The following is a 26,562-nucleotide window of genomic DNA, read 5'->3' on the forward strand; positions in this document are numbered from 1 at the left end:
GTGCTCTAGCGGTCCGCTACCGCGGGACCAGGTCGCTGATGCGCCAGCGGCCGTCGGCCAGGACGGCGGTGATGGAGAGCTGGGCGCCTGCCGTGGTGGTCTCGCCGGTGTCGGCCCGGGTGGCGCTCTGGTCGAGGAAGACCAGCAGGACGGCGGTGTCCTGGCGCAGGCTCACGACGCCGGAGGCGACCACGCGGGTGGTCAAGGTCAGGCGTTGGGCGGGGGCCTGCTCCCGCACCTGCCGGAACAGGTGGTCGTACTGCTCGGCGGCGGGGCCGGTGAGGACCTCGCGCGCGGCGGTCTCGGTGGCGGCGGTGTCGTCGTGGCGGTAGCTGAAGATCTTCTCCAGGCCGTCGCGGACCTGGCGGGTGACCTCGGCGGTGCCTGCGGGGTCCACGAGGGCCGTGTTGGCCGTCGCGTCGAGGTCGCCTGCCCGCACGATGGCCAGGACGCCCGCCGCGACGAGCAGGGCGGCGGCGACCAGCAGGGCGACCGGCAGGCGGACACCGCGACGCGCGGCGGGCTGGTCGTCGGCGACCGACCCGCCCGTCTCGTCCACCGGAGCGCTCTGGGCCCGGGCAGGCTCGCCTGCCGCGGGCTCAGCCGAACCCTCGTCTGGAGCTGACTCGCCTGCGGTGGATGCACCCGGGCCGTCCTCCGCAGGTGGCAGCTCGGGCGATGCCGGTTCGGTTGGGGCAGGGCGGGGGCGGCGAATGCCTGCCACCTGGGGGCGGCGGGAGGCCACCGGGGTTCGCGTGCTGCGCATGGAGAACGCCTCCTCACACCGGGCTGGTCGGCACCTGGGCGATGCCGCTGAGCAGCCACCCCTGGTCCGTCTTGGTCATCTGGGCGGTGAAGCGCACCCGCTTGGTCGCCGCGGCCCCCGTCTCCGGGGTCACCACGACCTCGACGGAGGCGATCACCGCGGCCGTGCCCGCCGTGGGGTCCAGTTCGGTCACCGCGGCGTCGACGACCGTGCCCTCGGTGACCGTGCGCGCCTCGACGATGCGGGCGCGGCTGGTGTCGCGGGTGGAGCGCAGCTCGTCGGCCAGCGGGCCGGTCGCCGCGGCCAGCCAGCGGTCCAGGCCCTCGTCCACGCTGCGGTGGTCGAGGGTGTTGAAGGTCTCCACCGCCGCGGTCGCGCTGCGCAGGGCTTCGTCGCGCAGCGCGGATGCGTCGGCGGAGGAGCTGGTCGCCGCCGACCACCACCGCGCTCCCCCGTACACCGCGAACGCCAGCGCGACGGCGAAGACCGCCGCGGCCAGCACCCGGAACCGGTTCATGGTGTCCCCTCCACTCCGAGTAGTCCGCCCAGCCCCGCGGGCGCGGCCGCGTCGTAGGTGAACGGCGGCAGCGCGGGCGGCACGCCGCCCCGGGGCGCGTTCTGCGAGCCGCGCACGTTCCCGGAACCGGGCGCGACGGTGCACCTGGCCCCGGTGTTCAGCGGCGCGCCGGAGGTGTCCAGGCCGTTGCGGTACCGCGTCCCGCCGTAGCCCGCGGTGCACGGCAGCGGCGTGAAGAACGTCGTCACCAGGCCGAAGTGCGCCCCGTCCGGCCGGATCACATCGCGCGCCGCGGCCACCGCGCGCGGGGTCACCACGAGCGCCTGCTCGATGCCCGCCTGCCGGGTGACCAGGACGTTCGCCGTCGTCAGCAGGTTGGCCAGCACGACGCCCAGGTCCGGCCCGGTCTCGGCGAGCAGCCCGCTGATCTGGGCGGCGGCCCCGGGCGCCGACCGCAGCACCGCCCTGAGGTCGCCGTCGGAGGCCACCAGCTGCTCTGCGATCTGCTTGCTGCCCTCGGCGAAGCCCTTGATCGCCGCGGAGGTCTCCACCTGGGTGCCCAGCACGACCCCGGCGTCGGTGATCAGCGCCGTGGTCTGCGGCAGGTGCTCGGTCGCCAGCTCGGTGAACGCGGCGGCGGAGTCCAGCAGCGCCTGCAGCGCCGGGCCAGCGCCCTCGGTGGCCAGGTACAGCTCGTCGACGACCGTGCGCAGCTCCTCGCGCGGCACCGACTCCACCAGCCGGTCCAGGTTGCGCAGGACGGTCTCGGTGGGCAGCGGCAGCACGGCCCGGTCCTGGGCGATGATCGACCCGTCCGCGAGGTACGGCTCGCCGTCGCGGGTCGGGCGCAGGTCGACGTACTGCTCCCCCACCGCGGAGCGGTTGGCCACCACGGCCTGCACGCTGCCGGGGATCACCGGGGCGTTCGGCTCGATCAGCAGCTCGACCTCGATGCCGTCGCCGACCAGGGTCAGGTTCCCGACCCGGCCGACGGCCACCCCGCGGTAGGTGACCTCGGCGTTGGTGAAGATGCCGCCGGAGTGCGCCAGCCGCAGGTGCACGGTGTACCCGGCGCCGCCGAAGAGGCGGTCGATGCCGACGTACCGCGCGCCCACGTAGGACACCCCCACCAGGGCGATGACCACGAACAGCACGACTTGGACCCGAACGCGCCTGGTCAGCATCAGCCCTCACCGCCATCGACCGGGGGAAGCGGCAGCGCGGCCGGGCGCGGGACCGGCGACCGGGCGCTGAACGACAGGTAGGAGTTGATGTAGTCGCCGCGCACCGCCGCCATCGCCTTGTCGGTGAAGGGGAAGGTGAACAGCACCTCCATCGCCTGGGGGAGCTGCTGACCGGCCTCGGCCAGCTCGCGCAGGATCGGCTCCAGCGCCCGCAGGTCGGCGACGAGGTCGTCCCTGGTCCGGTTCACCACGTCCACGGCGACCCCGGACAGCCCGTCGAGCGACTTGAGCATCGCCACGAACTGCTCGCGCTGGGCGGCCAGCACCTCGATGCCCGGTCCCAGGCCCTCCAGCAGCGCGGTGATCTGGTCGCCGCGCGGGCCGAGGTCGGCGGCCAGCCGGTCCATTCCCTCGATCGCGCGGACGATCTCGCCGCGGTGGGCGTCCAACTGCCCCGCGAACGTGTCGAGGTTCTTCAGCAGCGACTTGATGTCGGCACCGCGCCCGCCGAGCGCGGCGTTGAGCTCCTTGGTGATCAGCTGGAGCTGCCCGATGCCGCCGCCGTTGAGCAGCAGCGACAGCGCGCCGAAGACCTCCTCGACCTCCGGGTTGCGGTTGGTGCGCTCGACCGGGATGACCGCGCCGTCGACCAGCGCGCCGACCCTGGCGGCGTCGTCGGGGTCGTCCAGCTCGACGAACTTCTCGCCCAGGACGCTGGACTGGCGCAGCCGGGCGTAGGCGTTGCCCGCGAGCCGGACCCCGCCGTTGACCGACAGCCGGACCACGGCGGTGCGGCCGTCGGCGGACAGGGTGATCGCCTCGACCCGGCCGACCGGCACGTCCTCCACCTTGACCGCCGACTGCGGGACCAGGTCCAGCACGTCGCGGAAGTGGACGGTGACCTGGTACGGGTGGTCGCCGAGGTCGGCGCCGCCGGGCAGGTCGACGTCGTAGAGCCCGGCGCCGCAGCCGGTGGCGGCGAGGCAGGCCAGCAGGGCGGCGGTCAGCCGCGGCGCGCGCATCAGCGGCCTCCCGGGTCGTCGGTGGCGGGCAGCGGGAGCGCGGTGAACTCGGTCAGGTTGGCCCGGCCGTCGATGGTGCGGGTGGCCGGGTCGTAGGCGCCGACCAGGTTGGTCAGCGCGTTGGGCACGGTGTCCAGCGCCTCGGCCAGCGAGGCCCGCTGGTCGACCAGCACCTGGGTCACCCCGGTCAGCTTGGCCACATTGGACTTGAGCAGCGCGCGGTTGTCCCGGATGAACGCCTCGACGACCGCCAGCGCCGACGCCAGCTCGGTCAGCGCCTGGTCGAACGCGGCGCGCTCGTCGGCCAGGAACCCGGTGACGACCGCCAGCTGCTCGTTGACCTCGCGCACCTGCGCGTCGTTGTCGGCCAGCATCTCGGTGAACTTGTGCAGGCCGTCGATGGTGGCGAACAGGTCCTCCTGCGAGCCGTTGAGCGTGCGGGCGAGGTCGCCGAGGTCGCGGATGGTCTGGCCGGTGGCCGCGCCGTTGCCGCCCAGGTGCTCCGCGCCCGTGCGCAGCAGGTCGCTGAGCGCGCCGTCGGCGTTGGCCCCGTCCGGGCCGAGCGCGGTGGTCAGCCGGTCCAGACTGGCGAACAGCTCGTCCAGCTCGACGGGCACCTGCGTGCGGGGCACCGGGATGACCGCGCCGTCGGCGATCTTCTGCCCGGCCGTCCACACCGGCGCGAGCTGGACGTAGCGGTCGGAGACCAGGCTGGGGGTGACGACCAGGGCGGTGGCGTCGGCGGGCACGGGGGCATCGGCGTCGATGGTCATGTCCACCCGCACCGACGCGCCCTGCGGGGTCACGGCGTCGACGCCGCCCACCCGCACCCCGAGCACCCGCACGTCCGAGCCCGGGTAGAGGCCGACGGCCGCGGTGAAGTAGGCCGTCACCCGGCGCACGTCGCCGCGGCCCGCGATCGCCCACGTCCCCGCGACGACGAGCGCCACGACCACGAGCAGCGCAACACGGCCCAGCCACGGCCTGCGGACGCGAATCCGGTTGGTCTTCTTCGCCATGCCCATCACCGCCTCGGCGGGACGCAGCCCGCGGATCCGTCGGCGGCCGGGATGAGGCCGCAGAGGTAGGTGTCGATCCAGCGGCCGTTGCCGACCGCGTTGCCCACCAGCCGGTAGAACGGGCCCGCCAGCTTCAGCGCCTTGTCCAGGTTGGCCTGGTTGCGCTGGAGCACGGTGGCGACCCGCTCCAGCTGGGTCAGCGCGGGCCCGATCTGCGCCTGGTTCTCCTGCACCAGCGCCGTCAGCTGGGCGGAGAGATCGCGGGTGCCGCGCAACAGCTGGCCGATGGCGTCGCGGCGGCGGGCGAACTCGGCCAGCAGCACGGCTCCGTCGTCCAGCAGCGCGGTGAACTGGTCGGTGCGCTCGGCGAGGATCTTGCCGACGCCCGCCGAGTGCGCCAGCAGCTTGCGCAGCTCCTCGTCGCGCGTGGCGACGGTGCGCGAGAGCGCCGACATGCCCTCCAGCGCGGTGCGCACCTCCTGCGGGGTGGTCGCCGAGAACGTCTGCGCGAGGGTGTCGAAGCTCGCCGCCAGGCCCTCGGCGTCGATGTCGCCGACGGTGCCCGCCAGGTCCTCGAACGCCTCGGTGACGTCGTAGGCGATGATCGTGCGCTCCAGCGGGATGGGGGTGCCCGGGTCCAGCTCCGCCCCGCCCGCGGGCTCCAGGGCCAGCATCTTCTGGCCCAGCAGCGTCTTGATGCGGATGGCGGCCACGGTGCGGTCGCCCAGCCACACGCCGCGGGAGCGGAAGGAGACCTTGACGTAGGAGTTCTCCAGCTCCACGTCGGTCACCTCGCCGACCTTGACCCCGGCCACCCGGACCTCGTCGTCCGGGCTCAGCCCCGCGGCCTCGCGGAAGTGCGCGACGTAGGTGGTGCCGCCGATGACCGGCAGGCTCTCCCAGGTGAACAGCAGCAGGCCGACCACCGCCATGACGGCCGCGCCGACCAGGCCGACCTTGACGGTGTCGCGTTCGCGGAAGGGCTTCACGGGCGGCACCTCGCCTCGGTGACGGGCAGGCCGATGTCGCCGGGCGCCTGGCCGGGGGCCGGGGGGACGTCGGTGCTGATCGAGCAGAGGAAGAGGTTCAGCCACGACCCGTAGGAGGCGGTGCGGCCGATGGTCTCGTACTTGACCGGCAGGTTCGCCAGGAACGCCTCGAACGCCGGGGTGTTGTCGGCGAGCGCCTTCGACAGCGCGCCGAGGGCCTGGATGTCGCGCCGCAGCGGCTCGCGGCCCTCGGCCAGCAGCCCGGCGGTGGCCGTCGTCAGGTCGGCCAAGCCCTCGATGGCCTCGCCGATCGGCACGGCGTCCTTGGCCAGGCCGGACACCAGCTGCTGGGTGGTCTGGATGAGCTTGGACAGCTCGTCGCCGCGCTCGTCGAAGCGGCCGATGACGGTGTTGAGATTCGTGATCACCCGGCCGATGACCTCGTCCTTCTGCGCCAGCGTGGTGGTCAGCGAGCCGATGTGGGCGATCAGGCTGTCGACCGTGCCGCCCTCGCCTTGCAGCACTTGGACGATCTGCAGGGACAGCTTGTTGACCTGCTCGGGGTCCAGCGCCTGAAACAGCGGTTTGAACCCGTTGAACATGGCGGTCAGGTCCAGCGCGGGCCGGGTGCGCTCCAGCGGGATCGTGGCGCCGTCGGCCAGCGTGGCCCCGCCCGCCGCGGCCGGGCCCTGGTCGAGGCTGATGTAGCGCTGGCCGATGAGGTTGCGGAACTTCACCGTCGCGGTCACCTGGGCGTTCAGCGGCCAGCGCCGGTCGGCGGTGAACTCTACCTCGGCGACGTTGCCCTCCACCACCTCGATGTCCTCGACCTGGCCGATGCGGACGCCGGACATGCGCACGTCGTCGCCGGGGTTGAGCGAGGTGACGTCGGTGAACCTGGCCAGGTAGGTGGCCGCGTCGCCGTCGCCGTCGTTGGCGATCGTGACGGCCAGCAGCCCGGTGGCCAGGACCGTGACCACGGTGAAGACGAGGGACTTGAGCAGCGGCCGGAGGATGCTGGTCACGACAGCTCCACCTCCGCCCCGCGCAGCAGCGGACCGACCAGCAGCGATCCGAACCCGCCGACCTCGGCGGGGGGCGCACCGGCCGCGGCCGCGACCAGCTCGCCGACGAAGGCGTTCTCCTGCGGTGAGTTGGGCAACCCCAGACCGTCCTCGGTGTAGGCGGCGGGAACGGCCGCGGTGGCGCCCGCGGCCAGCCCGCCCGGGTAGCAGCGCGGTCCGCCGCCCGCGGTGTAGCGCGGGCGGTCCGCGCCCGGCTTGTAGGCCCCGCGCGATTCCTTGACGTGCAGCTTGACGTGCAGGCCGGCCTCGTTCGTGCCGACGCCGAACGCCTTCTCCAGGTCCGGCTTGAGCGCCACGGCGGCCTGGGCCAGGCAGGGGAACTCCGGGGCGTACTCGGCCAGCAGCTCCAGCGTCGGGCGGCTGGCGCCCACCAGCCCGATCAGCGTCTTCCGGTTGCCGCGCAGGAACCGGTCGAGGTCCCCGGCCGCGGTGGTGAGGGTCGAGAAGAGGGCGGAGAGCTGGTCGCGCTGCTCCACCAGCGTCGCCGAGGTCGTCGTCAGGCCGGTGAGGGCGTCGACGATGTCCGGGGCCGCCTCCTGGTAGACGGCCAGGGTGTCGGCGAGCTTGGTGATGTCGGCCCTGATCCCGGGCAGCTGCGGGTTGATCCCGGCGAGGTAGTCGTCCAGCAGGGACAGCGTCTCGCCGAGCCGCGCGCCGCGCCCCTCCAACGCCTGGGACACCGCGCCGAGGGTGCTCGCGAGCTTCTGCGGCTGCACCGCCTGGAGCACCGGCAGCAGGTCGCGCAGCGCCTTCTCGATCTCAATGGCCCGCTCGCTGGTGTCCTGGTGGATCGTCGCGCCGCCGTCGAGCACCCCCTCCGGGTCCTCGGGCAGGACCAGGCTGACGTAGCGCTGGCCGAAGAGGGTCTTGGGCAGCAGCCGGGCGGTCACGTTGGCGGGCAGCAGGTCGGTGTGGTCGGGGTCCAGCGCCAGCTCGACGGCCACCCCGTCGCCGTCGGTGCGAATGGCGCGGACGCTGCCGACCACCATCCCGCGCACCTTGACGTCGGCGTTGGGCCGCAGCTGGGTGCCCGCCCGGTCCGCGCGCAGCGTCACCGCGTCGGTGGCGGTGAACGCCCGGTCGTAGATCGCCACGGTCAGCCAGCCGAGCGCGCCCAGCAGGACGATGAAGACCACGCCGAGCGCCTGGTTGCGCCGCCTGGTGCTCCTGCGCCGCCTCATCCGGCCACCCGCACCGTCGTGGTCGCGCCCCAGATCGCCAGGCTGAGGAAGAAGTCCAGCACCATCGTGACGACGATCGCCGTGCGCACCGACCGCCCGACCGCGACGCCCACGCCCGCCGGGCCGCCCGCGGCGCGGTAGCCGTAGAAGCAGTGCGACAGGATGATCGCCACGCTGAACACCAGCACCTTGACGAACGACCAGACCACGTCCTCCGGCGGCAGGAACAGGGAGAAGTAGTGGTCGTAGGTGCCCGCCGACTGCCCGTACACCCACACCGTCGTCATCCGGGCGGCGAGGTAGGAGGTGAGCAGGCCGATCGTGTAGAGCGGGATGATCGCGATGAAGCCCGCGATGATCCGGGTGGTGACCAGGTAGGGCATGGACCGCACGGCCATGACCTCCAGCGCGTCGATCTCCTCGGAGATGCGCATCGCGCCCAGCTGCGCGGTGAAGCCGCAGCCGACCGTCGACGACAGCGCCAGGCCCGCGACCAGCGGCGAGATCTCCCGGGTGTTGAAGTAGGCCGAGAGGAACCCCGCCAGCGCCGACGTGCCGATCTGGTCCAGCGCCGCGAAGCCCTGCAGGCCCACGACGGTGCCGGTGAACACCGAGATGCCCAGCATCACGCCGATGGTGCCGCCGATGACCGCCAGCGCCCCGCTGCCGAAGCTGACCTCGGCCAGCAGCCGGACGACCTCGCGGGCGTAGCGGGTGGCGGTGAACGGGATCCACGCCAGCGCCCGCAGGTAGAAGCCGAGCTGGTCGCCGAGGCGCTCCAGCGCGGTGCCCGGTCTGGCGACGGCCGCGCGCGCCCGGTTGAGCGTCGTCACCTCATGCTCCCTTCGCCGGGACGAGCTGCAGGTAGAACACGCTGATCACGAAGTTGACGAAGAACAGCAGCAGGAACGTGATGACCACCGACTGGTTCACCACATCCCCGACGCCCTTCGGGCCGCCCTTGGGGTTGAGGCCGCGGTAGGCGGCGACCAGCCCGGCCAGGAAGCCGAAGATCAGCGCCTTGAGCTCGCTGACCCACAGGTCCGACTGCTGGGCCAGGGCGGAGAAGCTGGCCAGGAACGCGCCGGGCGTGCCGCCCTGGACGATGACGTTGAAGAAGTAGCCGCCCGCCACGCCCACGACGCTGACCATGCCGTTGAGCAGGGCGGCGACACCCATCGCGGCGAGCACCCTGGGCACCACCAGCCGGTGGATCGGCGAGACGCCGAGCACCCGCATGGCGTCGATCTCCTCGCGGATGGTGCGGGCGCCGAGGTCGGCGCAGATGGCGCTGCCGCCAGCGCCCGCGACGATCAGCGTGGTCACCACCGGGCTGGCCTGCTGGATGACGGCCAGCACGCTGGCCGCGCCGTTGAACGACTCCGCCCCGATCTGCTCGGTCAGCGAGCCCAGCTGCAGGGTCAGCACCGCGCCGAACGGGATCGACACCAGCGCCGCGGGCATGATCGAGACGCTGGCGATGAACCAGAACTGCTGGATGAACTCCCGCACCTGGAACGGCCGCTTGAACAGGCCGAAGAGCACGTCCAGGCCCATGGCGAACAGGTCGCCGAACTCCCGCAGCGCGCCGACGGCCTTGGCCTTCGCACGGGCCAGCGGCCCGGGTTCGACGTCCTCCGGCGCGAGGATCTTGGTGGGCGCGCTCATCCGCGCCGCCCCTGGTCGTCGCGCCGCCACGGGCGCGGTTTGCGGGCGGGCGGCAGCGGCGCGCCTTGGACGTGCTGGATCGGCCCGGTCGCCGGATCGGGCCGGGGCGGGCCGGGTTGCGGCGGGCCGGGTGGGAGCGGTCTGCGGGGCGTGGGCCGGGGCATGGACTGCGGCATCGGCTGCGGCATGGACTGGGGCAAGGTTTGCGGCAGGGTCTGCGGCACCGCCATGCCGGTGGTGCGCCTGCGCCAGTCCTGGTAGCGCTCGTAGTCCTCAAGGGACAGCTCGGCCAGGATGCCGTTCCTGGCCGCGTCGGGCAGCGTGTCGATGACCTGGAGCACCCGCGCCCGCCTGCGCCGCACGGCCTGGCGGGCGGGCAGGCCCGGGGTCGGCTCCAGCTGCGGCACCAGGCCGCGCAGGTCCTCCTCCGGGCTGCCGTCGCCGTGGCCCGCGGCCTGGTGGGCCAGCTCGGCGGCCATCGTCGCGGAGTCCTTCTCCTCCGACATGCCGATCGGGCCGATCCTGCGGCCGTTGAGGAACTGGGCGACCACGGGCTCGTCGCTGGTCAGCAGCACCTCCCGCGGCCCGAACATGACCAGCTCCTTGCGGAAGAGCATGCCCAGGTTGTCCGGCACCGTCCTGGCCACGTTGATGTTGTGGGTGACGATGAGGATCGTCGCGTCGATCTGGGCGTTGAGGTCGATGAGGAGCTGGCTGAGGTAGGCGGTGCGGACCGGGTCCAGGCCGGAGTCGGGCTCGTCGCAGAGGATGATCTGCGGGTCGAGCACCAGCGCGCGGGCCAGCCCGGCGCGCTTGCGCATGCCGCCGGAGATCTCCCCGGGCAGCTTGTGCTCCGCGCCGAGCATGCCCACCATGTCCATCTTGGACATCACGATCTGGCGGATCTCGGTCTCGGACTTGCGGGTGTGCTCGCGCAGCGGGAACGCCACGTTGTCGAAGATGCTCATCGAGCCGAACAGCGCGCCGTCCTGGAACAGCACGCCGAAGAGCTTGCGGATCTCGTACATGTCGCGCTCGGCGCACGCGCACAGGTCCACCCCGTCGATGACGACGCTGCCCCGCTCGGGGCGCAGCAGGCCGATCAGGCACTTGAGGAACACCGACTTGCCGGTGCCGGACGGGCCGAGCAGCACGCTCACCTCGCCTGCGGGCAGGGTCAGCGTCACATCGCGCCAGATCGCCTGCCTGCCGAAGGACTTGCTCAGCCCCTCGACGGCCACCTCGACGCCCATCACACCTCCAGCGAACAGGGGGTTCGGCTACCCGCAGTTGGTCTCGATGCACTTGAGGGTCAGCTCGACCGACATCGGGTTGCCCGGTCCGGAGACCAGGCCGGTGATCAGCGGGTCGAGGTCCTCGCGCGTGCCGCAGCCGGTGAAGGCGGGCAGGTCGGCCTTGGTCGTGAACGTCGAGGTCCGGCCGGGCACCAGGACGATGTCGCCCTTGAGCGGGACCTTCATCGGGCCCGCGGTCCAGCAGTTGTCGCCGACCCGCAGGTCCACCCCGTCCTGGCGGACCCGGTGCAGCCTCAGCGCGACGTCGGACACCGTGTCGATCTTGGCGACCCACGGCTGGCCGGTGATGTCGATGGCGGCGGTGCCGGTGACCGGGCCCGGCTTGAAGTCGATGTCGTTGCGCACCGGCATGAAGCGGAAGACCACCAGGTAGGCGTCCACGACCGGGTCCAGCGCGAGGGTGCCGGTGACCGGGGACGGCGGCGGCGCGAACGGGTCGAGGTAGGTCACCAGGTCGCCGCTGATCTCGATGTCCACGCCCACCTTGGCGATGGTGTTCACCGCGGCGACGTCGAAGGTCACCTTGAGGCCCGCGGGGGCGGCGGGGTCGGCCAGCGGGGTGACCGGGACGCGCTCCGCGGCTGCGGTGACCGTCGCGCTGCCGAGGACGTCGCCGCCGGTGTAGGCGCCGCAGTCGACGGCCTGGTCGGCCGCGCCGGGCGCGCCTGCGCGCAGCCGGGCGGTGAGTCCGGTGAGGACCACCTCGGCCGGGCCTGCTTCGGGTGTGGCGGTGACTACGGGGCCGGTCAGGCGCAGGACCAGGCCGTCGGCCAGCGGGGCGGGGGCCGCGGTCAGCTCGGCCGGGGCGAGCGGGGTGTCCACGCCGCCCTGGCGCAGGACCAGCTCCGCGGTCGCGTCGCCCGCGACGGTCTGCGCGCCTGCCGCGCGCAGGGCGGCCACGGCGTCGGCGGGCAGGGCGATCGCCGCGGTGGGCCGGGCGGCCAGCGGCTCGCCCGCGGTCACCGCCGCGGGGACGGCCAGGCCGACCTCGACCGGGGTGTCGACCTGGCCGCCCGCGGGCAGGGCGCAGCGGAAGCCCGGCGGCGCCTGCTCCTGGCGGGCGGTGGCCGCGGGCATCCCGGAGACCGCGCCGACCGCCGTGCCGACCGCCGCCGCGACCGCCGCGGCGAGCAGCGCGCGGCGACGGGCCGGACGAGACCGGAGAATCTTCATGGGACGCCCATTCGACTGCCGGGAATGCGACTGGAAATGCGGGCCGATACCCTCGACCGGCCTCGCCGAACGGACGTTACCAGCGTGCTACCAGGGTGACAACGACGCTTTTCCGTCGCGTTCCGAACGGCTTGCCAGTTATCACCGGAGCCACATTTCCGTGATCGGCTTTGTGGTCGATCCAGCCGCTCGACCTGCCGATACGCGGGATGGAGGAACAGAATTTGTCACCGTCGGCGCAATTCCTACGCGGGCTTTGTCAGCCGCCGCGCGGGTTCTTCCCCGTCGACTAGGAGGCGCTTGAGCACCTTTCCGGTCTGGTTCCGCGGGAGTTCGTCGACGAACACCACGTCGCGCGGCACGGCGAAGCGCGCCAATCGCTGGTGGACGTAGGCGCGCACGGCGTCCTCGTCCAGCCGCCACCCGTCGCGCACGACGATGAAGGCGGCCAGGCGCTGCCCGTACTCGGCGTCGGGCACCCCGACCACGGCGGCCTCCGCGACCTGCGGCAGGTCGAGCAGCACCTCCTCGACCGGGCGCGGGAAGACGTTCTCGCCGCCGGAGACGATCATCTCGTCGGCCCGGCCGCAGATGTGCAGCCTGCCGTCGGCGTCGAGGTAGCCGCGGTCGCCGGTGTCCATGAGCCCGCGCCGCACCTCGCGGCCCGCGCCGTCGAGGTAGCCGTCGAAGAGCATGCGGTTGCCGACGAAGATGCGGCCGACCTCCCCGGGCGGCACCGGCCCGCCGTCGCGGTCGAGCAGCGCGATCCGCGTGCCCGGCGGGGGCGTGCCCGCGGTGGTCGGGGCGGCGCGCAGGTCGTGCGGGCTCGCGACGGTGGCCGCGGAGACCTCGGTGGAGCCGTAGAAGTTGTGGAGGACGTCGCCGAAGACGTCCATGAACCCGGTGACCAGCGACCTCGGCAGCGCCGACCCGCTGCTGGCGACCACGCGCAGGCTGGAGGTGTCGTAGCGGTCGCGCACGGCCGGGGGCAGGGCGAGGATGCGCTGGAGCATGATCGGGACGGCGAAGAGCGCGGTGCAGCCGTGCTCCTCGATGGCGGCCAGCGTCGCCTCGGCGTCGAACCGCCTGCGCAGCACCACCGTCGCGCGCAGCGGCATGGCGATCTGCAGCGCGGTCAGCCCCCAGGTGTGGAAGATCGGCGCGGCGATGAAGATGCGGTCGTTGGCGCGCAGCGGGATCGCGGCGAGCACGGCGGCGGCGTCGAGCAGGCCGGGCGTGGGCCTGCGGGCGCCCTTGGGCAGGCCGGTGGTGCCGGAGGTGAGCACGACCAGCCTGCCCGGCCTGCGCGGCGCGGGCAGCGGGTCGGCGGGCTGGTCGGCGGCGAGGTCGGCCAGGGTGGCGTCGAAGTCCACGTCGGCGACCCGGCCGGTGCCGACCAGCGCCACCTCCGGCGGGATCTCGCGCAGCAGCGGGGCGAACTCGTCGTCGACGATGAGCGCGGTGACGCGGTGGACGCGCAGCAGGTCGGCGATCTGGGCGCCTGCCAGGCCGGTGTTGAGCAGGAGGGTGTCCGCGCCGAGCTTGGCGCAGGCGGCCAGCGCGCGGACCAGGTCGGCGTGGTTGCGGGCCAGGACGGCGACCTTGGCGCGCGAGCGCACGCCGAGCCCGCCGAGGCCGCGGGCCAGCCGGGTGCTGGCGGCGTCGAGGTCGCCGAAGGTGCTCACCCCGCGCTCGTCCACCACCGCGGCCCGGTTGGCCGAGCGCGCGGCGGCCGCGGCGTACCCGCCCGCGACGGTCGCGCCCCACTTGGCCAGCTCCCGAAGCTGGCGGTAGGTGCGGTCGGGGCGGCTGGGGGTGAAGACGCCCGCCGCGGCGAGCACCCGCAGCGCGGTCAGCCTGCCGCCCGCGCGCTCGGGCAGCGCTTCCGGGGCACCCGCGAGGTGCTCGCACACCCTCCGGATGCCGTCGCGCGCCCACCGCTTGATCTGCGCCTGCGTCCAGCTCACGCCGAGGCGGTGGCGCAGCATGGGCTTGAAGAAGACGATCTTGATCTGGGTGCGGCCGCGGTCGGCGTCCTGCAGCTTGATCGAGACCCAGCCGCCGGTGTCCGGCACGCCCGCGAGCACGAGCTGGTCCTCCGCGCGGCGGATGACCGTGCGCAGCCGGTGGTCGAGCACCTCGCCGGGGCCGAGGCAGGCCCGCATGGCGTACTCGGGCTGGGCGCCGTAGTGGGCCGGGGCGAGCTTGTCGCACCCGCTGATCCCGCGGAAGAACCGGGGGTAGCGGGCGGGTTCGCCGAGCACCGCCCACAGCGCCGCCCGCGGATGGTCCACAGTGGTCTCGTAGACCACGCAGTCGTCCACCATGACGCATGCTCCCTCCACCCCGGTCCATCGAATGAAGCACCCGGTTCGGCGACCGGTCAAGGACGCGGGTGAGATGGCGGAAAAGTGTTGCCAGCGCGCGCAAACGCCGATCTTCGAGCCGCGCTGACGGACAATCAGACCAGCGCTTCCAGCGCGTCGGCGGCCGCGGCCGCACCGCCCGCGGCGGCGAAGGAGTCCCGGACGCGGGCGGCGGCGGCGCGGTAGGCGGGATCGGCGATGAGGCGGTCGATGGCCGCGCCGATGTGCTCGGCCGCGGCGTGGGTGAAGCGCAGGCGGATCCCCGCCCCCGCGGCGGTCACCTGCTCGGCGATGACCGGCTGGTCGTCCCGTATGGGCGCGACGACGAGCGGCACCCCGCGGGCGAGCGCCTCGCACACGGTGTTGTGCCCGCCGTGGCAGACGACGACCGAGGCCCGGTCGAGGAGGGCCAGCTGCGGCACCCGCGGCGCGGTGACGATGAGCGGGGCGTCGACGGCCGGTTCCGGGGCGAGGCCAGGCTGTGGCGGGCTTGATGCGGCGACGATGAGCGGGGCGTCGACGGCCGGTTCCGGGGCGAGGCCAGGCTGTGGTGATCCGGCGACGATGTGCGCCGCGTCGAAGGCAAGGTGCGGCCTCGCGGCGGTGACGGCGCCGGCGGGGTCGGCGATGACGGCTTGGAGGTGGGGGCGGCGGGCGAGGGCGGTGGCGCATTCGGTGAGGAAGCGGGCGCCGGTGTCGGCGTTGACGGTGCCCAGGGAGACGTAGACGAGGGGGCGGTCGGGGTCCAGGAGGGCGAAGTCGAAGGGGTGCGGCTCGCTCGGTCGGGCGGTGTGGCCGACGAAGCGGACCGTCGGGGCGGCGGCTGCCGGGGCGAGCGCCGGTGCGGTGAAGGCGAGGGTGAGCAGCGGCGAAAACCGCGGGTCGACCGCGGACCGCTCCCCCAGCCGTTCGCGGATCCACCCCGCCACCGCAGGCATCCCCGCGAGCGGGTCCACCAGCTCCGACGAGGTCGTCGCCGAGGTCACCCACGGCAGCCCCCACCGCTCGGCGGCGAACGCCCCCGCGAACGCCTGCTGGTCCACCAGGACCACATCCGGCCGCTCCGCCGCAAGCGCCGCCTCGACCCCGGGGGCCATCACGTCGGCCAGCGGCAGGAGCACCTGCTCCCACAGGTGCTTCAGCGCCGCGAACCCGCGGAGACCGGCGGGGCGGGCGACGTCCAGCCCGGCGCAGGGGTGGACGGTCGACCCGGCGGGCAGGAGCGCGCCCAGCAGGGCGGCGTCCCCCGCCCACGCCACCCGGTGCCCCCGCGCGCCCAGCTCCGCCGCCACCCCGATCACCGGGTTGACATGCCCCGCGAACGGCGGCACAACAACCAGAACCCGCACCCCGCCCCTCCTCTCCCAACCACCGAGCCGACCTACCCCACACCCCGCACCCGCACCCCGCTCCCGACCACCGAGCCGACCTCCCCCCTCACTCCGCACCCCGCTCCCGACCACCGAGCCGACCTCCCCCCTCACTCCGCACCCCGCTCCCGACCACCGAGCCGACCTGCCCCCTCACTCCGCACCCCTCTCCCGACCACCGCGCCGACCTCCCCCCGCACCCCTCCCGACCACCGCGCCGACCTCCCCCCGCACCCCTCCCGACCACCGCGCTGACCTCACCCCGCACCTCGCACCCCTCTCCCGACCACCGCGCCGACTTCACCCGCCGCCCGCCCGGCCAGCCCCGCACCCGGCCCCTCTCCCGACGACCGGGCCGACTTCACGCAGCAGCCCGCCCGGCCAGTGCGGCCACGAAGTCCAGGACCAGCGTGCGGACCGTGCGGTGGCGCTCGACCAGGACCGAGTGGTTCTGGCCTTCGATGACCTCGGTTCGGCAGTCCGGCAGCAGGCGTTGCACCGCGAACGGGTCGTCGCTCTGGAACCCGTGGTCGCCGAGGATGGACAGGACCGGGCAGGTGATGCGCGCCAGGTCGGGCGGGGACAGCAGGGGGCCTGCGGGAACGTCCTCGACGATCGTGGTGGCGCGGATCAGGGCGTGGGCGGCCCGGGTGAGGCGGGCGTGGTGGGCGCCGAAGGTCGCCGCCACCCAGGCCAGGTACTCCTCCTTGGCCAGCCCGTCCACCACGTTGCCCAGCGTGCGGCCCATCTTCTCGGCCCACGACGCGGTGGCGGGCTCGGCTTCGACGGCGACGATGCCCGCCACGCGGTGCGGGTGCTGGGCGGCGAAGCTGAACGCCACGGTGCCGCCGAAGCTGTTGCCCACCAGGTGCACCGGTCGGTGGATGCCGAGCAGGTCCAGCAGCGCGCGCAGGTCGGCGACGAAGTCGCTCAGCCGGTAGCCCGCGGCAGGCCGCTCGGTGCGGCCGTGGGCGCGCAGGTCGTAGGCCAGGGCGGTCATCCCGGCCGCGGCGACCGGCGGGCAGAGGGTGAGGTAGAAGCTGGCCAGGCTGTCGTAGCCGAGGCCGTGCACGAACACCACCACCGGCGGCTCGCCCGGCCCGGGGTCGCGCGCCGGGAGCAGCTGGTAGTGCGTGCGGACGCCGTTGACCTGCACCATCGCCACCGGTCAACGCCCCGTCCGCGCGACGACGAAGTCCACCAGCAGGCCGATGCGCAGCCCGATCACCTCGTCGAGGTCGAGCTCGGCCAGGTGCGCGGCGAGGTTGACGTGCTCGCCGTAGCGCTCGGCCAGCAGCGCGCCGACGGCGACCAGGTCGATGCTCTCCAGGCCGAGGTCGTCGTGGAACAGGGTGTCCTCGCCGATCTCGGCCAGCTCGACGGCGTCGGCGCCGTACTGGTCGAGGACCTCGGCGATGATGCCGCGCAGGTCGGCCAGGACGGCGGCCCGAGACGGCCGCTGGGTCAGGGGCTGGATGGTGCTCACGCGCTCTCCCTCTCGGTGTGCCGGGCCGGGGTCCAGGCCACGGCGTACTCGTGCGGCCCGTCGACCGCGACCACATCGGCGGCGCCGGACCCGATCGCCGCCGACGCCTCGGCGATGGCCGCCTCGCGCCCGTCCGGTCCGACCGGCACCAGCGCGACGGCCGGGTGGGCGGCCGCGTCGGCGGCCAGGGCGGCGGCGACCCCGTGGCGGACGGCCACGGCGACGGCCAGCGGCGGGATCACCAGCCCGTGCGCGCCGTCGACGCGGAGCAGGCCCTGCGCGCCGCCCGTGATGGTGATCTCGGCGGGGAACAGCGGGCCGAAGCCGCGGTCCCACAGCGCCGCCCGCACGGCGTCCTTGGCGGCGAAGCGGCCGACCAGCCAGTCCCGGCGCTGCCGCGGCGGCACCCGGTCGTGCTCGGCGCGCTCGGCGGCGGCGAGGTACTTGCGCAGGAAGAACTCCCGGGAGGCCAGCGTCGGCCAGCGGTCCTCGGTCAGCCACCAGCCCGCGTCGTGCCTGCGGGAGAGGGTCGAGGTCTCCGGGAAGCGGTGGATCGCGCCTGCGCGGGCGTCGCTGTCGAAGCGGTGGTCGGTCCAGCCCTCGACGGTGACCACCGTGCGCCCGCCGAGGGTGACCTGGGCGTCGGCGGTGATGCGGCGGTCGTCGGCGGAGGTGATGCGCAGGTCGCAGGTGACCGTCGTGCCGGGGGCGGGTTCGGGGCCGTGGAAGCGCACGCGGCGGATGGCCGCCGGGAAGGCGATCGCGCGGTCCGGGTGCCGCTCGGCCAGCCAAACGCCGATGACCTGGCCGACGTTGTCCAGCAGCGCGCCTGGCGCGGCCGGGACGGTGATCTCGGCGCGGGCGGACCGGTCGCCGACGCCGAGGGTGCGGGTGATCCCGCGGTAGCGGGGGCCGTGGAACATCCAGCGCTCGAAGTACAGGCGCTCGGCGGTGATCGCGGGCTTGCGCTCGTCGGGGCTGGGCTGCCAGGGGGTCGGTCCGGCGGGGTGGGCGGGGGCGAGCAGCACGGTGCCCTCGGCGTAGTCCCCGAGCCGGACGGCGATGCGGTCCTGGCCCTCGGCGCGGACGTGGACGTCGACCTCGGTGGCGGGGGCGGCGACCAGCCAGCGGTGCAGCTTCAGCTCGTCCACGCCGACCGCGACCATGCCGGGCCGCGCGGCGGCCTCCACCAGGTGGTGCAGGATCGTGGTGGCCGGGACGACCGGGCGCAGGTCGGTCTCGTCCGGCCAGCCGGGGCGCTGGCGGACGAAGCAGTGGTCGGCAAGCCAGGGCATGTCCGCTGTGGACACGGCCAGCGTGGTCGGCCGCGGGTCGGCGGCGGCCAGCACGGCCTGCACGGCGTCCTCGATCTCGCGCAGGAGCGGCGGCAGCTCGGCGAGGGCCGGGTAGCGGTGGACCGCCTCCGTCAGCGAGCCGCGCGGACCGGCGGGTTCAGGGGCGTGGGCCAGGGTGATCACCGGCCCGTCCGGGTCGAAGGCGGTGAAATCCGGGTCCGCGCCGTCGACCCACAGGGCGGCGGCGGCGCGGTGGAGCTGGGCGAGGCCGGGGATGCGGTCGCTGCCCGCGGCGACGGCGAGGTGGTCGACCCCGCGCAGGGTGTCCGAGACGAGGGAGGCGAGCTGGCCGGAGCCCATCTGCACGAACGAGCGGATGCCGGTGGCGCGCAGGGCGGTGGTGAGCTGGCGGAAGCGGACCGGCTCCAGCAGGTGCCGCAGGCACAGCTCGCGCGCGGCGGCCGGGTCGCCGGGGAACGGGCGGGCGGTGGTGGCCGACCAGACCGGGGTCGTCGGCGGGTGCAGCGGCAGGCTGGGCACGCCGGTGCGGCGGAACTGGTCGAGGTAGGGCGCGAGCATCGGGGTGTGGAAGCCGGAGCGGAACGGCATCACCTGGCAGATGACGTGCTGGGCGCGCAGCCGGGCGACGACCTCGGCGACCTGCTCGGCCGGGCCGCAGACCACCGTCTGGTTGGTGGAGTTCTCGTGCGAGACGACCACCTCGGGGTGGGCCGCGATGGCCTGGCGCGCGGGCTCGACCGGGCAGCCGAGCACGGCGAACTCGACCCCGGGCACGCGCAGCGCGTCGAGGTCGGCGGCGGCGAGCATGGCCTCGAAGTCGGCCGCGGCGAACAGCCCGCCGGTGATCATCGCCGTCCACTCGCCCACGCTGTGCCCGGCGACGGCGACCGGGGTGATGCGCAGCCTGCGCAGGGCCGCGTCGAGCAGGCGGCCGACGGCGATGACCGCGGCGCCGTGCCTGCCGAGGCTGCTGGTGTCCAGGTCCGGGCACGGCAGGCCCAGCCAGGCCGCCACGTCGGCGACCTCCGGGGCGAAGTCGGCTTCGAGGCCGGGGAACAGGAAGGCGACCGGGCCGGGGACGGCCTGCGGGGTGAACCACAGCTCCCGCCTGCCCCGCCACGGCTTGCCCGCGGCCACGACCCGGCGCGCCAGGCCGATCCGCTCCTCGGTGGGGTCGGCGATGGCCAGGCGGGTCGGCCCGGTCCCGGTGGGTCCGATTCTCGGCTCCTCGCGGTCGAGGCGGTCGCGCAGGGCGTCCGGGGTCGGCGCGGCGATGCGCAGGATCACCAGCCCTCCCCGGCGTAGAGGACGGAGCGGGCGCCGCCGTTGGCCAGCTCGGCGATGAGGGCGTCGACGCCCGCGTCGGGGTCGATCAGCTCGATGCCGCGGTCGGCGTACGCGCGGCCCAGTTCGGGGGTGACCATGCCGCCTGCGCTGGGCGCCCACGGTCCCCAGTGGACGGTCAGGGCGCGGTTGCCGGTCTGCCGCGACCACCGCGCGGCGAGGGTATCGATGGCGGCGTTGGCCGCGGCGTAGTCGGCCTGGCCGCGGTTGCCGAGCACGGCGGCGATGCTGCCGAAGGCGACGACGAACCGGGGCGCGACGGCGGCGTCGTCGAGGCCGTCGAGCAGGGCGGCCATGCCGTCGACCTTGGTCGCGTAGACGCGGCGGAAGGAGTGGGGGTCCTTGTCGGCGATGAGCCGGTCCTCGATGACGCCCGCCGCGAACACCACCCCGTCGATGCGGCCGCGCTCGGCGTGCACCTGCTTGACCAGCTTGCCCACCGCGTGCGGGTCGCCCACGTCGACCTTGCGGTGCACGGCGGTCGCCCCGGCGGCGCGGACCTCGGCGAGCGTCGCGGCGACCTCCCGGCCCGCGATGATCGCCTTGGCGGTCCGGTCGACCTCGGCGGGCGTGCCGCCGCGGCGGGCCAGGACCCCGCGCAGCGCGGCGAGGTCGGCGGCCGCCGCGGTCTCGGCGTCCTCCGGCCCCTCGGGCGGGCTGGTGCGCCCGGCCAGCTCCAGCGTGCACCCGGTGCGGGCGAGCCGGGCCGCGACCCGGGCGGTGATCCCCCGGGCGCCGCCGATGAGCAGGACGACGCTGCCCGGCCCGAGGTCGAGGTCCGCGGCGGCGGTCAGCGGCCGGGGCGCGAGCGCGTAGACCTGCCGCTCGACGCCGCGGCGGATGACCGGCTCAGGGCCGGGGGTGAGCAGCTCGGCGAGGACGATGTCGGCGAGGGCCTCGTCGTCGGCGGGCGGCTCGTCGAGCTCCACCAGCCGCGCCGCGGTCTCCGGCTGCTCCCGGCGGACCGTCCGCATGAACCCGGACAGGCCGAGCGCCTCGTCCACCCCGGCGACGGCGAGCAGCCACCGCGGGCGGCGGGCGAGCACGGACCGGATGAGGCCGAACGCGCCCGGCAGCACGGGCTCGTCCGCAGGCAGGCACACCAGCCCGTCGACCCGCTCGACCCACTCGGGCAACTCCACCGCCGACGGCAGCGGAACGGCCAGCCCGCCATGCGCGGAGACCCGCCCGGCGAGGGCTTCCACAGCTCCGGGCGTGCCGCCGAGGATGAGGATGGTGGCCCCGAACAACGCCGCGGGGTCGTCCACCGGCTGCCCGGCCGCGGGCACGAGGACCATCTCCTGCCGGGTCGGCACGACCCCCTCCGCGCGCTCCCCGCCCAGCAGCGCGGCCAGGTCGAGGGCGGTGCGGGCCTGCACCAGGTCGTCCACCGGGACCGCGCTGCCCAGCCGCGACACCAGCTCGCCGACGATCTCGGTGCGCTTGATCGAGTCGATGCTGAGGTCGGCTTCCAGGTCCAGCCCCGGCTCGATCATGTCCACCGGGTAGCCCGTGCGTTCGGCGACGACGGTGGCGATGGTGGTGAGGACGGAGGGCTGTTCCGGCGCGACCGGGAGTGGCGCAGCGGGTGGCTCGGGAAGGGCAGGCGGAGCAGTGGGCTGTTCGGGCGGGGGTGTGCCGAGGTAGCCGAGCAGGACGTCGCGTTGGGCGGTGATCAGGTCCCGGGTGGTGCGGAGGAAGGTGGAGACCACGGTGTCCCGGTCGGTCGCGGGCGGGGACGCGGTAATGCGGCGGGCCGAGGTCAGGCCGCCTGCGACCGGCGTGCCGTCGGCGGTGCGCACGAGGTGGCCGTCGACCGTCCACCCGGGGGTCGGGGCCGGGGCGGTCAGCTCGGCGGCGTCGCGGCCTGCGGTCAGCCACCCGGTGCGCATGGGCACGCCCGCCGCGGCGAGGGCGGCCAGGGCGTGCAGGAGGCCCGTCAGGCCGGTCCGGTTGCCCGGCTCGCAGGAGACCACCGTGTGCGGGCGCTCGCCGAGGGTCGCGCGGACCAGGTTGGTCAGGACGTGGCCGGGGCCTGCCTCGAAGAAGACCCGCGCGCCGTCGGCGTACATGTTCTCGATCTGGGTGGCGAACAGCACCGGCGAGGCGACCTGGGCCGCCAGCTCGGCCCGGATGCCGTCCACATCGGACACGTATGGCCGCGCGGTCCGGTTGGCCCACACCGGGGTCCTGGGCTGCTCGACGCGGTGCAGGGCGAGTTCGTCGGCGAAGGACTCCGCTGCCGCGGCGACGACCGGGCTGTGGAACGCGCACGCCACCGGCAGCTCCCGCGCAGGCACCCCCGCCGCCCGCAGCGCCGACACCGCCTCGGCCACCAACGCCGTCGGCCCCGACAGGACCACCTGCGAGGGCGCGTTGTGGTTGGCCACCACGACCCGCCCGGCGAGCATCGCCTCGGCCAGCACCTGCTGGACGCGGGCGTAGTCGGCGGTCGCGGCCGCCATCGCGCCCGGGTCGGCGCCCGCCGCGGCGAGGATCGCCTCGGCGCGGGCGGTGCTCAGCGGGAGCAGGTCGGCGGGGTCGATCGCGCCCGCGGCGGCCAGCGCCACGAGTTCGCCGTAGCTGTGCCCGGCGTACATGTCCGGCTGCACGCCCAACCGGGTCAGCACCTCGTGCACGGCCAGGCCGGTGACGCCCAGCGCGGGCTGCGCCATCCGGGTGTCCCGCAGCCGCCCGACCGCCGCGTCGGCCGCCTCCGCGGAGAACGCATCGGCCGGGAAGAGCGCCGCCACCACCGCGGGGTCGGCCGACAGCAGCTCGGGCATGGCCACGAACAGCTCGGCCAGCATGCCCGGCCGCTGGCTGCCCTGCCCGGGGAACAGCACCGCCAGCTTCCCCTGCGCCCCGCCCGCCCGGTAGATCCCCGGGTCGGCCTCGCCCGCGATCGCCTTTCCCAGGAGGGTGACCAGCTCGGCGACATCGCGGGCCACCACGGCGATCCGCACCGGGGCGGGGTCGCGGTCGGAGCGCAGGGCGGCCGTGCGCGCCAGGTCGCGCAGGCGGACCGGGCCGTCGGCGATGGCCAGCAGGGCGCGCACCTGCGCCACGGCCGCCTCGTCGGACTCGCCGCGGAAGACGAACAGCTCCGCGGGCCACTGCGCCAAGCCCCGGCGGGCGCGCGTGTGACCTGCCAGCACGACGTGGAAGTTCGTGCCGCCGAAGCCGAACGCGCTCACCGCGGCGACCCGCGCGGGCGGCTCGCCCGGCCACGGCGCGGCCGTCGACCGGAACGCGAACGGGCTGGTGTCGGCGTCCCAGGCCGGGTTGGGTTCGGCGAGGTGCAGGGTCGGCGGGCGGACGCCGGTGTGGACGGCCAGCGCGGCCTTGATCAGCCCGGCCAGGCCCGCCGCGCACTTGGTGTGCCCGATCTGCGACTTCACCGACCCCAGCACCACCGACCCCGGCTCCGCCCCGGTGAACACCTCGGTCAGCGTGGCCAGCTCGGTCCGGTCGCCCAGGACCGTCCCGGTGCCGTGCGCCTCGACCAGCCCCACGGCGGCGGGCGGGACCCCGGCCTCGGCGTAGGCGCGCTCCAGCGCCCGCAGCTGGCCCTCGCGGCGCGGGGCGGTCAGGCCCAGCGCCCGGCCGTCGCTGCCCGCGCCGACGCCCTTGATCACCGCGTAGACCCGGTCGCCGTCGTGCTCGGCGTCGGCCAGGCGCTTGAGCACCAGGCACGCCACGCCCTCGCCCAGCGCGATGCCGTCGGCCGACCCGTCGAAGGTGCGGCAGCGGCCAGTCGGCGAGAGCGCGCCGACGGAGGAGAACAGCAGGAAGTCGCCGATCGCGTTGTGCAGGTCGGCGCCACCGGCCAGCATCAGGTCCGCCCCGCCGGTCACCAGCTCCTTGCACGCGGCGTCGACGGCGGCCAGCGACGACCCGCACGCCGCGTCGACCACGTAGTTCGCGCCGCCGAGGTCGAGCCGGTTGGCGATGCGGCCTGCGATGACGTTCACCAGCCTGCCCGGGAAGCTGTCGCCGGTCAGCGCGGGCAACTGCGCCAGCAGCTCCTCCGGGGGGTCGGTGTAGGACGGCAGGAGCATCCGCAGGTCCTCGGCCTTGGCCAGGTCGCTGCCCGCCTCCGCGCCGAACACCACGCCCGCGCGCTCGCGGTCGAAGCCGCCGTCGCCGTAGCCCGCGTCGGCCAGCGCCCGCTGGGCCACCTCCAGCGCCAGCAGCTGCACCGGCTCGATCGCGCCGAGCGCGGCGGGCGGGATGCCGTAGCGCAGCGGGTCGAAGGGGACCGGGTCGAGGAACCCGCCCCACTTGGAGCGGGTCTTGCCCTCGCCGTCGCCGAAGTAGGTCCCGGTGTCCCAGCGCGTCGGCGGCACCTCGGTGACGCTGTCGCGGTTGCCCACGACGTTCGCCCAGAACGCCGCCAGGTCCGGCGCGCCCGGGTACACGCAGGCCATGCCCACCACCGCGATGTCGGCCGGGGTGGACCGGGGCCGGGGCGGGCGGGCGCCGGGCAGGCCGCCGCGCACGCGCGCGGCCCGCTCGCGCAGGTGCTCCCCCGCGCCCACGGCGATCTCCTCGTGCAGTTCGGCGATCGTGGTCACCTCCGACCGCAGGGCGGCGACCTGGCCCGCCATGAACAGCCCCTCGGCGACCCGGGTGCCGGCGTCGACCTCGACCAGCGCGCCGCCCTCGCGGCGCAGGCCCTTGCTGGCCACCCGCAGCCGCCCGACGTTGAGCTCCTCCAGCCGCGCCCACGCCTCCCGCTCGGGCACGCCCTCGGCGGCCAGCCGGGCGGCGGTCTCGGCGAACTGGGCGGTGAACGGGCTGGCCACGCACCGGGTCGCGTGGCCGGGGGCGGTGTGCAGCAGCTCGGTGCCCGTCGCAGCGACCACCTGCTGCTGGAAGGTGTCGGTGATGGCCCCGGTCGCCACGGCCTCGGCGGTGAACAGGTAGGCCGTGCCCATCAGGACGCCGACGGCCGCGCCGCGGTCGGCCAGCGGCCCGGCCAGCGCCGCCACCATCGCCGCCGACCGCGCGTCGTGGATGCCGCCCGCGAACAGCACGCGGGTCTCCCCCGCGGCCGGGTGCTCGCGCAGCACGTCGAGCTGGGCCTGCCAGAGGGCGAACGAGGTGCGCGGGCCGACGTGCCCGCCGCACTCGCTGCCCTCGAAGACGAACTTGCGCGCGCCCGCGTCGAGGAACTGGCGCAGCAGGCCCGGCGACGGCACGTGCAGGAAGGTGCTGATGCCCGCCGCCTCCAGCACCTCGGCCTGGTCGGGGCGGCCACCGGCGATCAGCGCGACCGGCGGGCGGGCCGCCAGCACGGCCGCCACCTGCGCCGCGCGCAGCTCCGGCGGGGCGAACCCGAGCAGGCCGACGCCCCAGGGCCGCCCGCCGAGCCGGTCCCCGGTCTCGGCCAGCAGCGCCCGGGTCCGCTCGGCGGAGTTGAGCGCGAGGGCGAGGAACGGCAGCGCGCCCCCCTCCGCGACGGCCTCGGCGAACTCGGCGCGGTCGCTGACCCGGGTCATCGGCCCCTGCGCGATCGGGTACCGCGTGCCGAGCTCGGCGGCGAGGGGCGAGCCAGGGCCGAGGACCGGCGGGCGGGTGGCGTGCACGGCCCCGCCGATGGCGGTCAGCACCGCCCGCACGGCCCGCGCGACCGTGCCGAAGCGGCGGCGGAACTCCTCGGCCAGGGCGGCATCCTCGCCGAGGGATTGTCCATCCAGGACCATCTCGTCGGTCTCGGCCAGCAGCGCGAGCTGCGAGTCCAGCACGACCCCCGCCGCCCCACCGACGATCGCGGCGGCCGCGGTGTCCGGCCCGATGCCGCCCGCCAGCCACACCGGCAGCGAGGTGCCCGCGATGATCTGCTGCAACAGCACGAACGCCCCGGTCTCCGACACCCGCCCCCCGGACTCCGACACCCGCCCCCCGGACTCCGCCCCACGCACCCCAGACTCCGCCCCACGCACCCCAGACTCCGCCGCCCGCACCCCGGACTCCGCCCCCCGCGCCAGCACCCCGTCCGCCCCCTGCTCTCCCGCCACCACCGCCTCACCAACCGAGACGACCTCCACCAACACGACATACCGATCCGGCACATCAACCACCCGCCACGGCGCCCCCCACCCGAGCACCACGACATCAACCCGCTCCGCCGCGTCCCCCAGCAGCTCAGCCACCTCGGCAAAGGACAACGCACACCCCTGCGGCACCCGCAGCCCAAACCGCCGCCCACCCCCAACCGCCGCCCGCGCCGCCTTCACCAAGGCCGCCCGCGCCCGCCTACCGCCGTCACCCAGATCCAGCACACCAAGCCCCCCGGCCGCCGCAACGGCGGCGCACAGGCTGGCGCAGCTCTGCCCAGCCGGACCAATGCCCAACACGTACTCGGGCCGCTCGTCGCCCATTGCTCCTCCGGTCATCGGGTGCTCACGTAGATGCGAACTACGGCCCAGACACGCCCCAGGCCCTCACCGACCGTCGGCTGCGTGTGCTTCTGCCTCCGCATAGGTCCTCCGGTCATCGCAGGCTCGTTTGGGCGCGGACTCCAACCCTCAGCGCCAGACCGACGACCAACACACGCAGGCACTCGCCGCCCATCGCGTCGGCGGGCGCTCGGCTGCATGTGCCAGGTCCGCATCGCTGCTCCGGCCATCGCGGGCCCACAGTTGCGCAGAGTCCGGCTCTCAGCGGCAGACCAACGGCCCGCACGTGCGGCGAGCAGTCGCCGGCCCATCGCGTGCGGAAGGCGGCCCTCAACGCCGGACCGGCGACTGGCATC

At 74.7% G+C, this 26,562-nt stretch carries 18 protein-coding genes; all 18 read right to left on the reverse strand.

Features of this window, described 5'->3' with window-relative positions:
* Window positions 1-16 precede the first annotated feature (16 nt).
* Window positions 17-559: a hypothetical protein gene (locus ACWEPX_RS29800; protein ID WP_451900586.1), complete on the reverse strand. Its 543-nt coding sequence runs from the start codon at window positions 557-559 to the stop codon at window positions 17-19.
* Window positions 560-779: 220 nt separating this feature from the next.
* Complete coding sequence (locus ACWEPX_RS29805) at window positions 780-1,283, reverse strand: hypothetical protein (RefSeq protein WP_451900587.1); 504 nt, start codon at window positions 1,281-1,283, stop codon at window positions 780-782.
* Entirely contained in the window at window positions 1,280-2,467 is a 1,188-nt protein-coding gene (locus ACWEPX_RS29810; RefSeq protein ID WP_451900588.1) for an MCE family protein, read from the reverse strand. The genes ACWEPX_RS29805 and ACWEPX_RS29810 overlap by 4 nt, the downstream gene beginning before the upstream one ends.
* The gene (locus ACWEPX_RS29815; protein WP_451900589.1) at window positions 2,467-3,489 is read right to left on the reverse strand and encodes an MCE family protein; all 1,023 of its coding nucleotides are present in this window, start codon (window positions 3,487-3,489) and stop codon (window positions 2,467-2,469) included. Before ACWEPX_RS29815 ends, ACWEPX_RS29810 begins: the two co-directional genes overlap by 1 nt.
* The gene (locus tag ACWEPX_RS29820; RefSeq protein WP_451900590.1) at window positions 3,489-4,508 is read right to left on the reverse strand and encodes an MCE family protein; all 1,020 of its coding nucleotides are present in this window, start codon (window positions 4,506-4,508) and stop codon (window positions 3,489-3,491) included. Before ACWEPX_RS29820 ends, ACWEPX_RS29815 begins: the two co-directional genes overlap by 1 nt.
* A 5-nt stretch (window positions 4,509-4,513) precedes the next feature.
* A complete protein-coding gene (locus tag ACWEPX_RS29825) occupies window positions 4,514-5,497 on the reverse strand; it encodes an MCE family protein (RefSeq protein ID WP_451900591.1) in 984 nt (327 codons plus the stop codon).
* Window positions 5,494-6,522 (reverse strand): MCE family protein, encoded by a 1,029-nt coding sequence (locus ACWEPX_RS29830; protein ID WP_451900592.1) that lies wholly within the window; start codon window positions 6,520-6,522, stop codon window positions 5,494-5,496. Before ACWEPX_RS29830 ends, ACWEPX_RS29825 begins: the two co-directional genes overlap by 4 nt.
* Complete coding sequence (locus tag ACWEPX_RS29835; protein WP_451900593.1) at window positions 6,519-7,763, reverse strand: MCE family protein; 1,245 nt, start codon at window positions 7,761-7,763, stop codon at window positions 6,519-6,521. The genes ACWEPX_RS29830 and ACWEPX_RS29835 overlap by 4 nt, the downstream gene beginning before the upstream one ends.
* Window positions 7,760-8,596, reverse strand: coding sequence for an MlaE family ABC transporter permease (locus tag ACWEPX_RS29840; RefSeq protein ID WP_451900594.1), 837 nt, complete (start codon window positions 8,594-8,596; stop codon window positions 7,760-7,762). Before ACWEPX_RS29840 ends, ACWEPX_RS29835 begins: the two co-directional genes overlap by 4 nt.
* 1 nt (window position 8,597) lies before the next feature.
* The gene (locus ACWEPX_RS29845; RefSeq protein ID WP_451900634.1) at window positions 8,598-9,320 is read right to left on the reverse strand and encodes an MlaE family ABC transporter permease; all 723 of its coding nucleotides are present in this window, start codon (window positions 9,318-9,320) and stop codon (window positions 8,598-8,600) included.
* 107 nt (window positions 9,321-9,427) lie between these two features.
* The gene (locus ACWEPX_RS29850) at window positions 9,428-10,684 is read right to left on the reverse strand and encodes an ABC transporter ATP-binding protein (protein ID WP_451900595.1); all 1,257 of its coding nucleotides are present in this window, start codon (window positions 10,682-10,684) and stop codon (window positions 9,428-9,430) included.
* Window positions 10,685-10,711: 27 nt separating this feature from the next.
* A complete protein-coding gene (locus ACWEPX_RS29855; protein WP_451900596.1) occupies window positions 10,712-11,920 on the reverse strand; it encodes a DUF6801 domain-containing protein in 1,209 nt (402 codons plus the stop codon).
* A 245-nt stretch (window positions 11,921-12,165) separates the two neighbouring features.
* The gene (locus tag ACWEPX_RS29860) at window positions 12,166-14,247 is read right to left on the reverse strand and encodes an AMP-binding protein (RefSeq protein ID WP_451900597.1); all 2,082 of its coding nucleotides are present in this window, start codon (window positions 14,245-14,247) and stop codon (window positions 12,166-12,168) included.
* Between the two features lie 134 nt (window positions 14,248-14,381).
* Window positions 14,382-15,635: a glycosyltransferase gene (locus tag ACWEPX_RS29865; protein WP_451900598.1), complete on the reverse strand. Its 1,254-nt coding sequence runs from the start codon at window positions 15,633-15,635 to the stop codon at window positions 14,382-14,384.
* Between the two features lie 382 nt (window positions 15,636-16,017).
* Complete coding sequence (locus ACWEPX_RS29870; protein ID WP_451900635.1) at window positions 16,018-16,815, reverse strand: alpha/beta fold hydrolase; 798 nt, start codon at window positions 16,813-16,815, stop codon at window positions 16,018-16,020.
* Between the two features lie 9 nt (window positions 16,816-16,824).
* Window positions 16,825-17,142 carry an acyl carrier protein gene (locus ACWEPX_RS29875; RefSeq protein WP_451900599.1) on the reverse strand — a complete coding sequence of 106 codons (318 nt, stop codon included), beginning with the start codon at window positions 17,140-17,142 and terminating at the stop codon, window positions 16,825-16,827.
* Window positions 17,139-19,745: an acyltransferase domain-containing protein gene (locus ACWEPX_RS29880; RefSeq protein ID WP_451900600.1), complete on the reverse strand. Its 2,607-nt coding sequence runs from the start codon at window positions 19,743-19,745 to the stop codon at window positions 17,139-17,141. Before ACWEPX_RS29880 ends, ACWEPX_RS29875 begins: the two co-directional genes overlap by 4 nt.
* On the reverse strand, window positions 19,742-25,960 hold the full coding sequence (locus ACWEPX_RS29885; RefSeq protein WP_451900601.1) for an SDR family NAD(P)-dependent oxidoreductase: 6,219 nt from the start codon (window positions 25,958-25,960) through the stop codon (window positions 19,742-19,744). Before ACWEPX_RS29885 ends, ACWEPX_RS29880 begins: the two co-directional genes overlap by 4 nt.
* Window positions 25,961-26,562 lie beyond the last annotated feature (602 nt).

The sequence above is a fragment of the Actinokineospora sp. NPDC004072 genome (genome assembly GCF_053604195.1).

Excerpts from the sequence above, each read along its gene's own strand:
- ACWEPX_RS29805 (WP_451900587.1), bottom strand. The coding sequence starts at position 1,283 with ATGAACCGGTTCCGGGTGCTGGCCGCGGCGGTCTTCGCCGTCGCGCTG.
- ACWEPX_RS29810 (WP_451900588.1), bottom strand. The coding sequence starts at position 2,467 with ATGCTGACCAGGCGCGTTCGGGTCCAAGTCGTGCTGTTCGTGGTCATC.
- ACWEPX_RS29815 (WP_451900589.1), bottom strand. The coding sequence starts at position 3,489 with ATGCGCGCGCCGCGGCTGACCGCCGCCCTGCTGGCCTGCCTCGCCGCC.
- ACWEPX_RS29820 (WP_451900590.1), bottom strand. The coding sequence starts at position 4,508 with ATGGCGAAGAAGACCAACCGGATTCGCGTCCGCAGGCCGTGGCTGGGC.
- ACWEPX_RS29835 (WP_451900593.1), bottom strand. The coding sequence starts at position 7,763 with ATGAGGCGGCGCAGGAGCACCAGGCGGCGCAACCAGGCGCTCGGCGTG.
- ACWEPX_RS29845 (WP_451900634.1), bottom strand. The coding sequence starts at position 9,320 with ATGGGCCTGGACGTGCTCTTCGGCCTGTTCAAGCGGCCGTTCCAGGTG.
- ACWEPX_RS29850 (WP_451900595.1), bottom strand. The coding sequence starts at position 10,684 with ATGGGCGTCGAGGTGGCCGTCGAGGGGCTGAGCAAGTCCTTCGGCAGG.
- ACWEPX_RS29855 (WP_451900596.1), bottom strand. The coding sequence starts at position 11,920 with ATGAAGATTCTCCGGTCTCGTCCGGCCCGTCGCCGCGCGCTGCTCGCC.
- ACWEPX_RS29860 (WP_451900597.1), bottom strand. The coding sequence starts at position 14,247 with ATGGTGGACGACTGCGTGGTCTACGAGACCACTGTGGACCATCCGCGG.
- ACWEPX_RS29870 (WP_451900635.1), bottom strand. The coding sequence starts at position 16,815 with ATGGTGCAGGTCAACGGCGTCCGCACGCACTACCAGCTGCTCCCGGCG.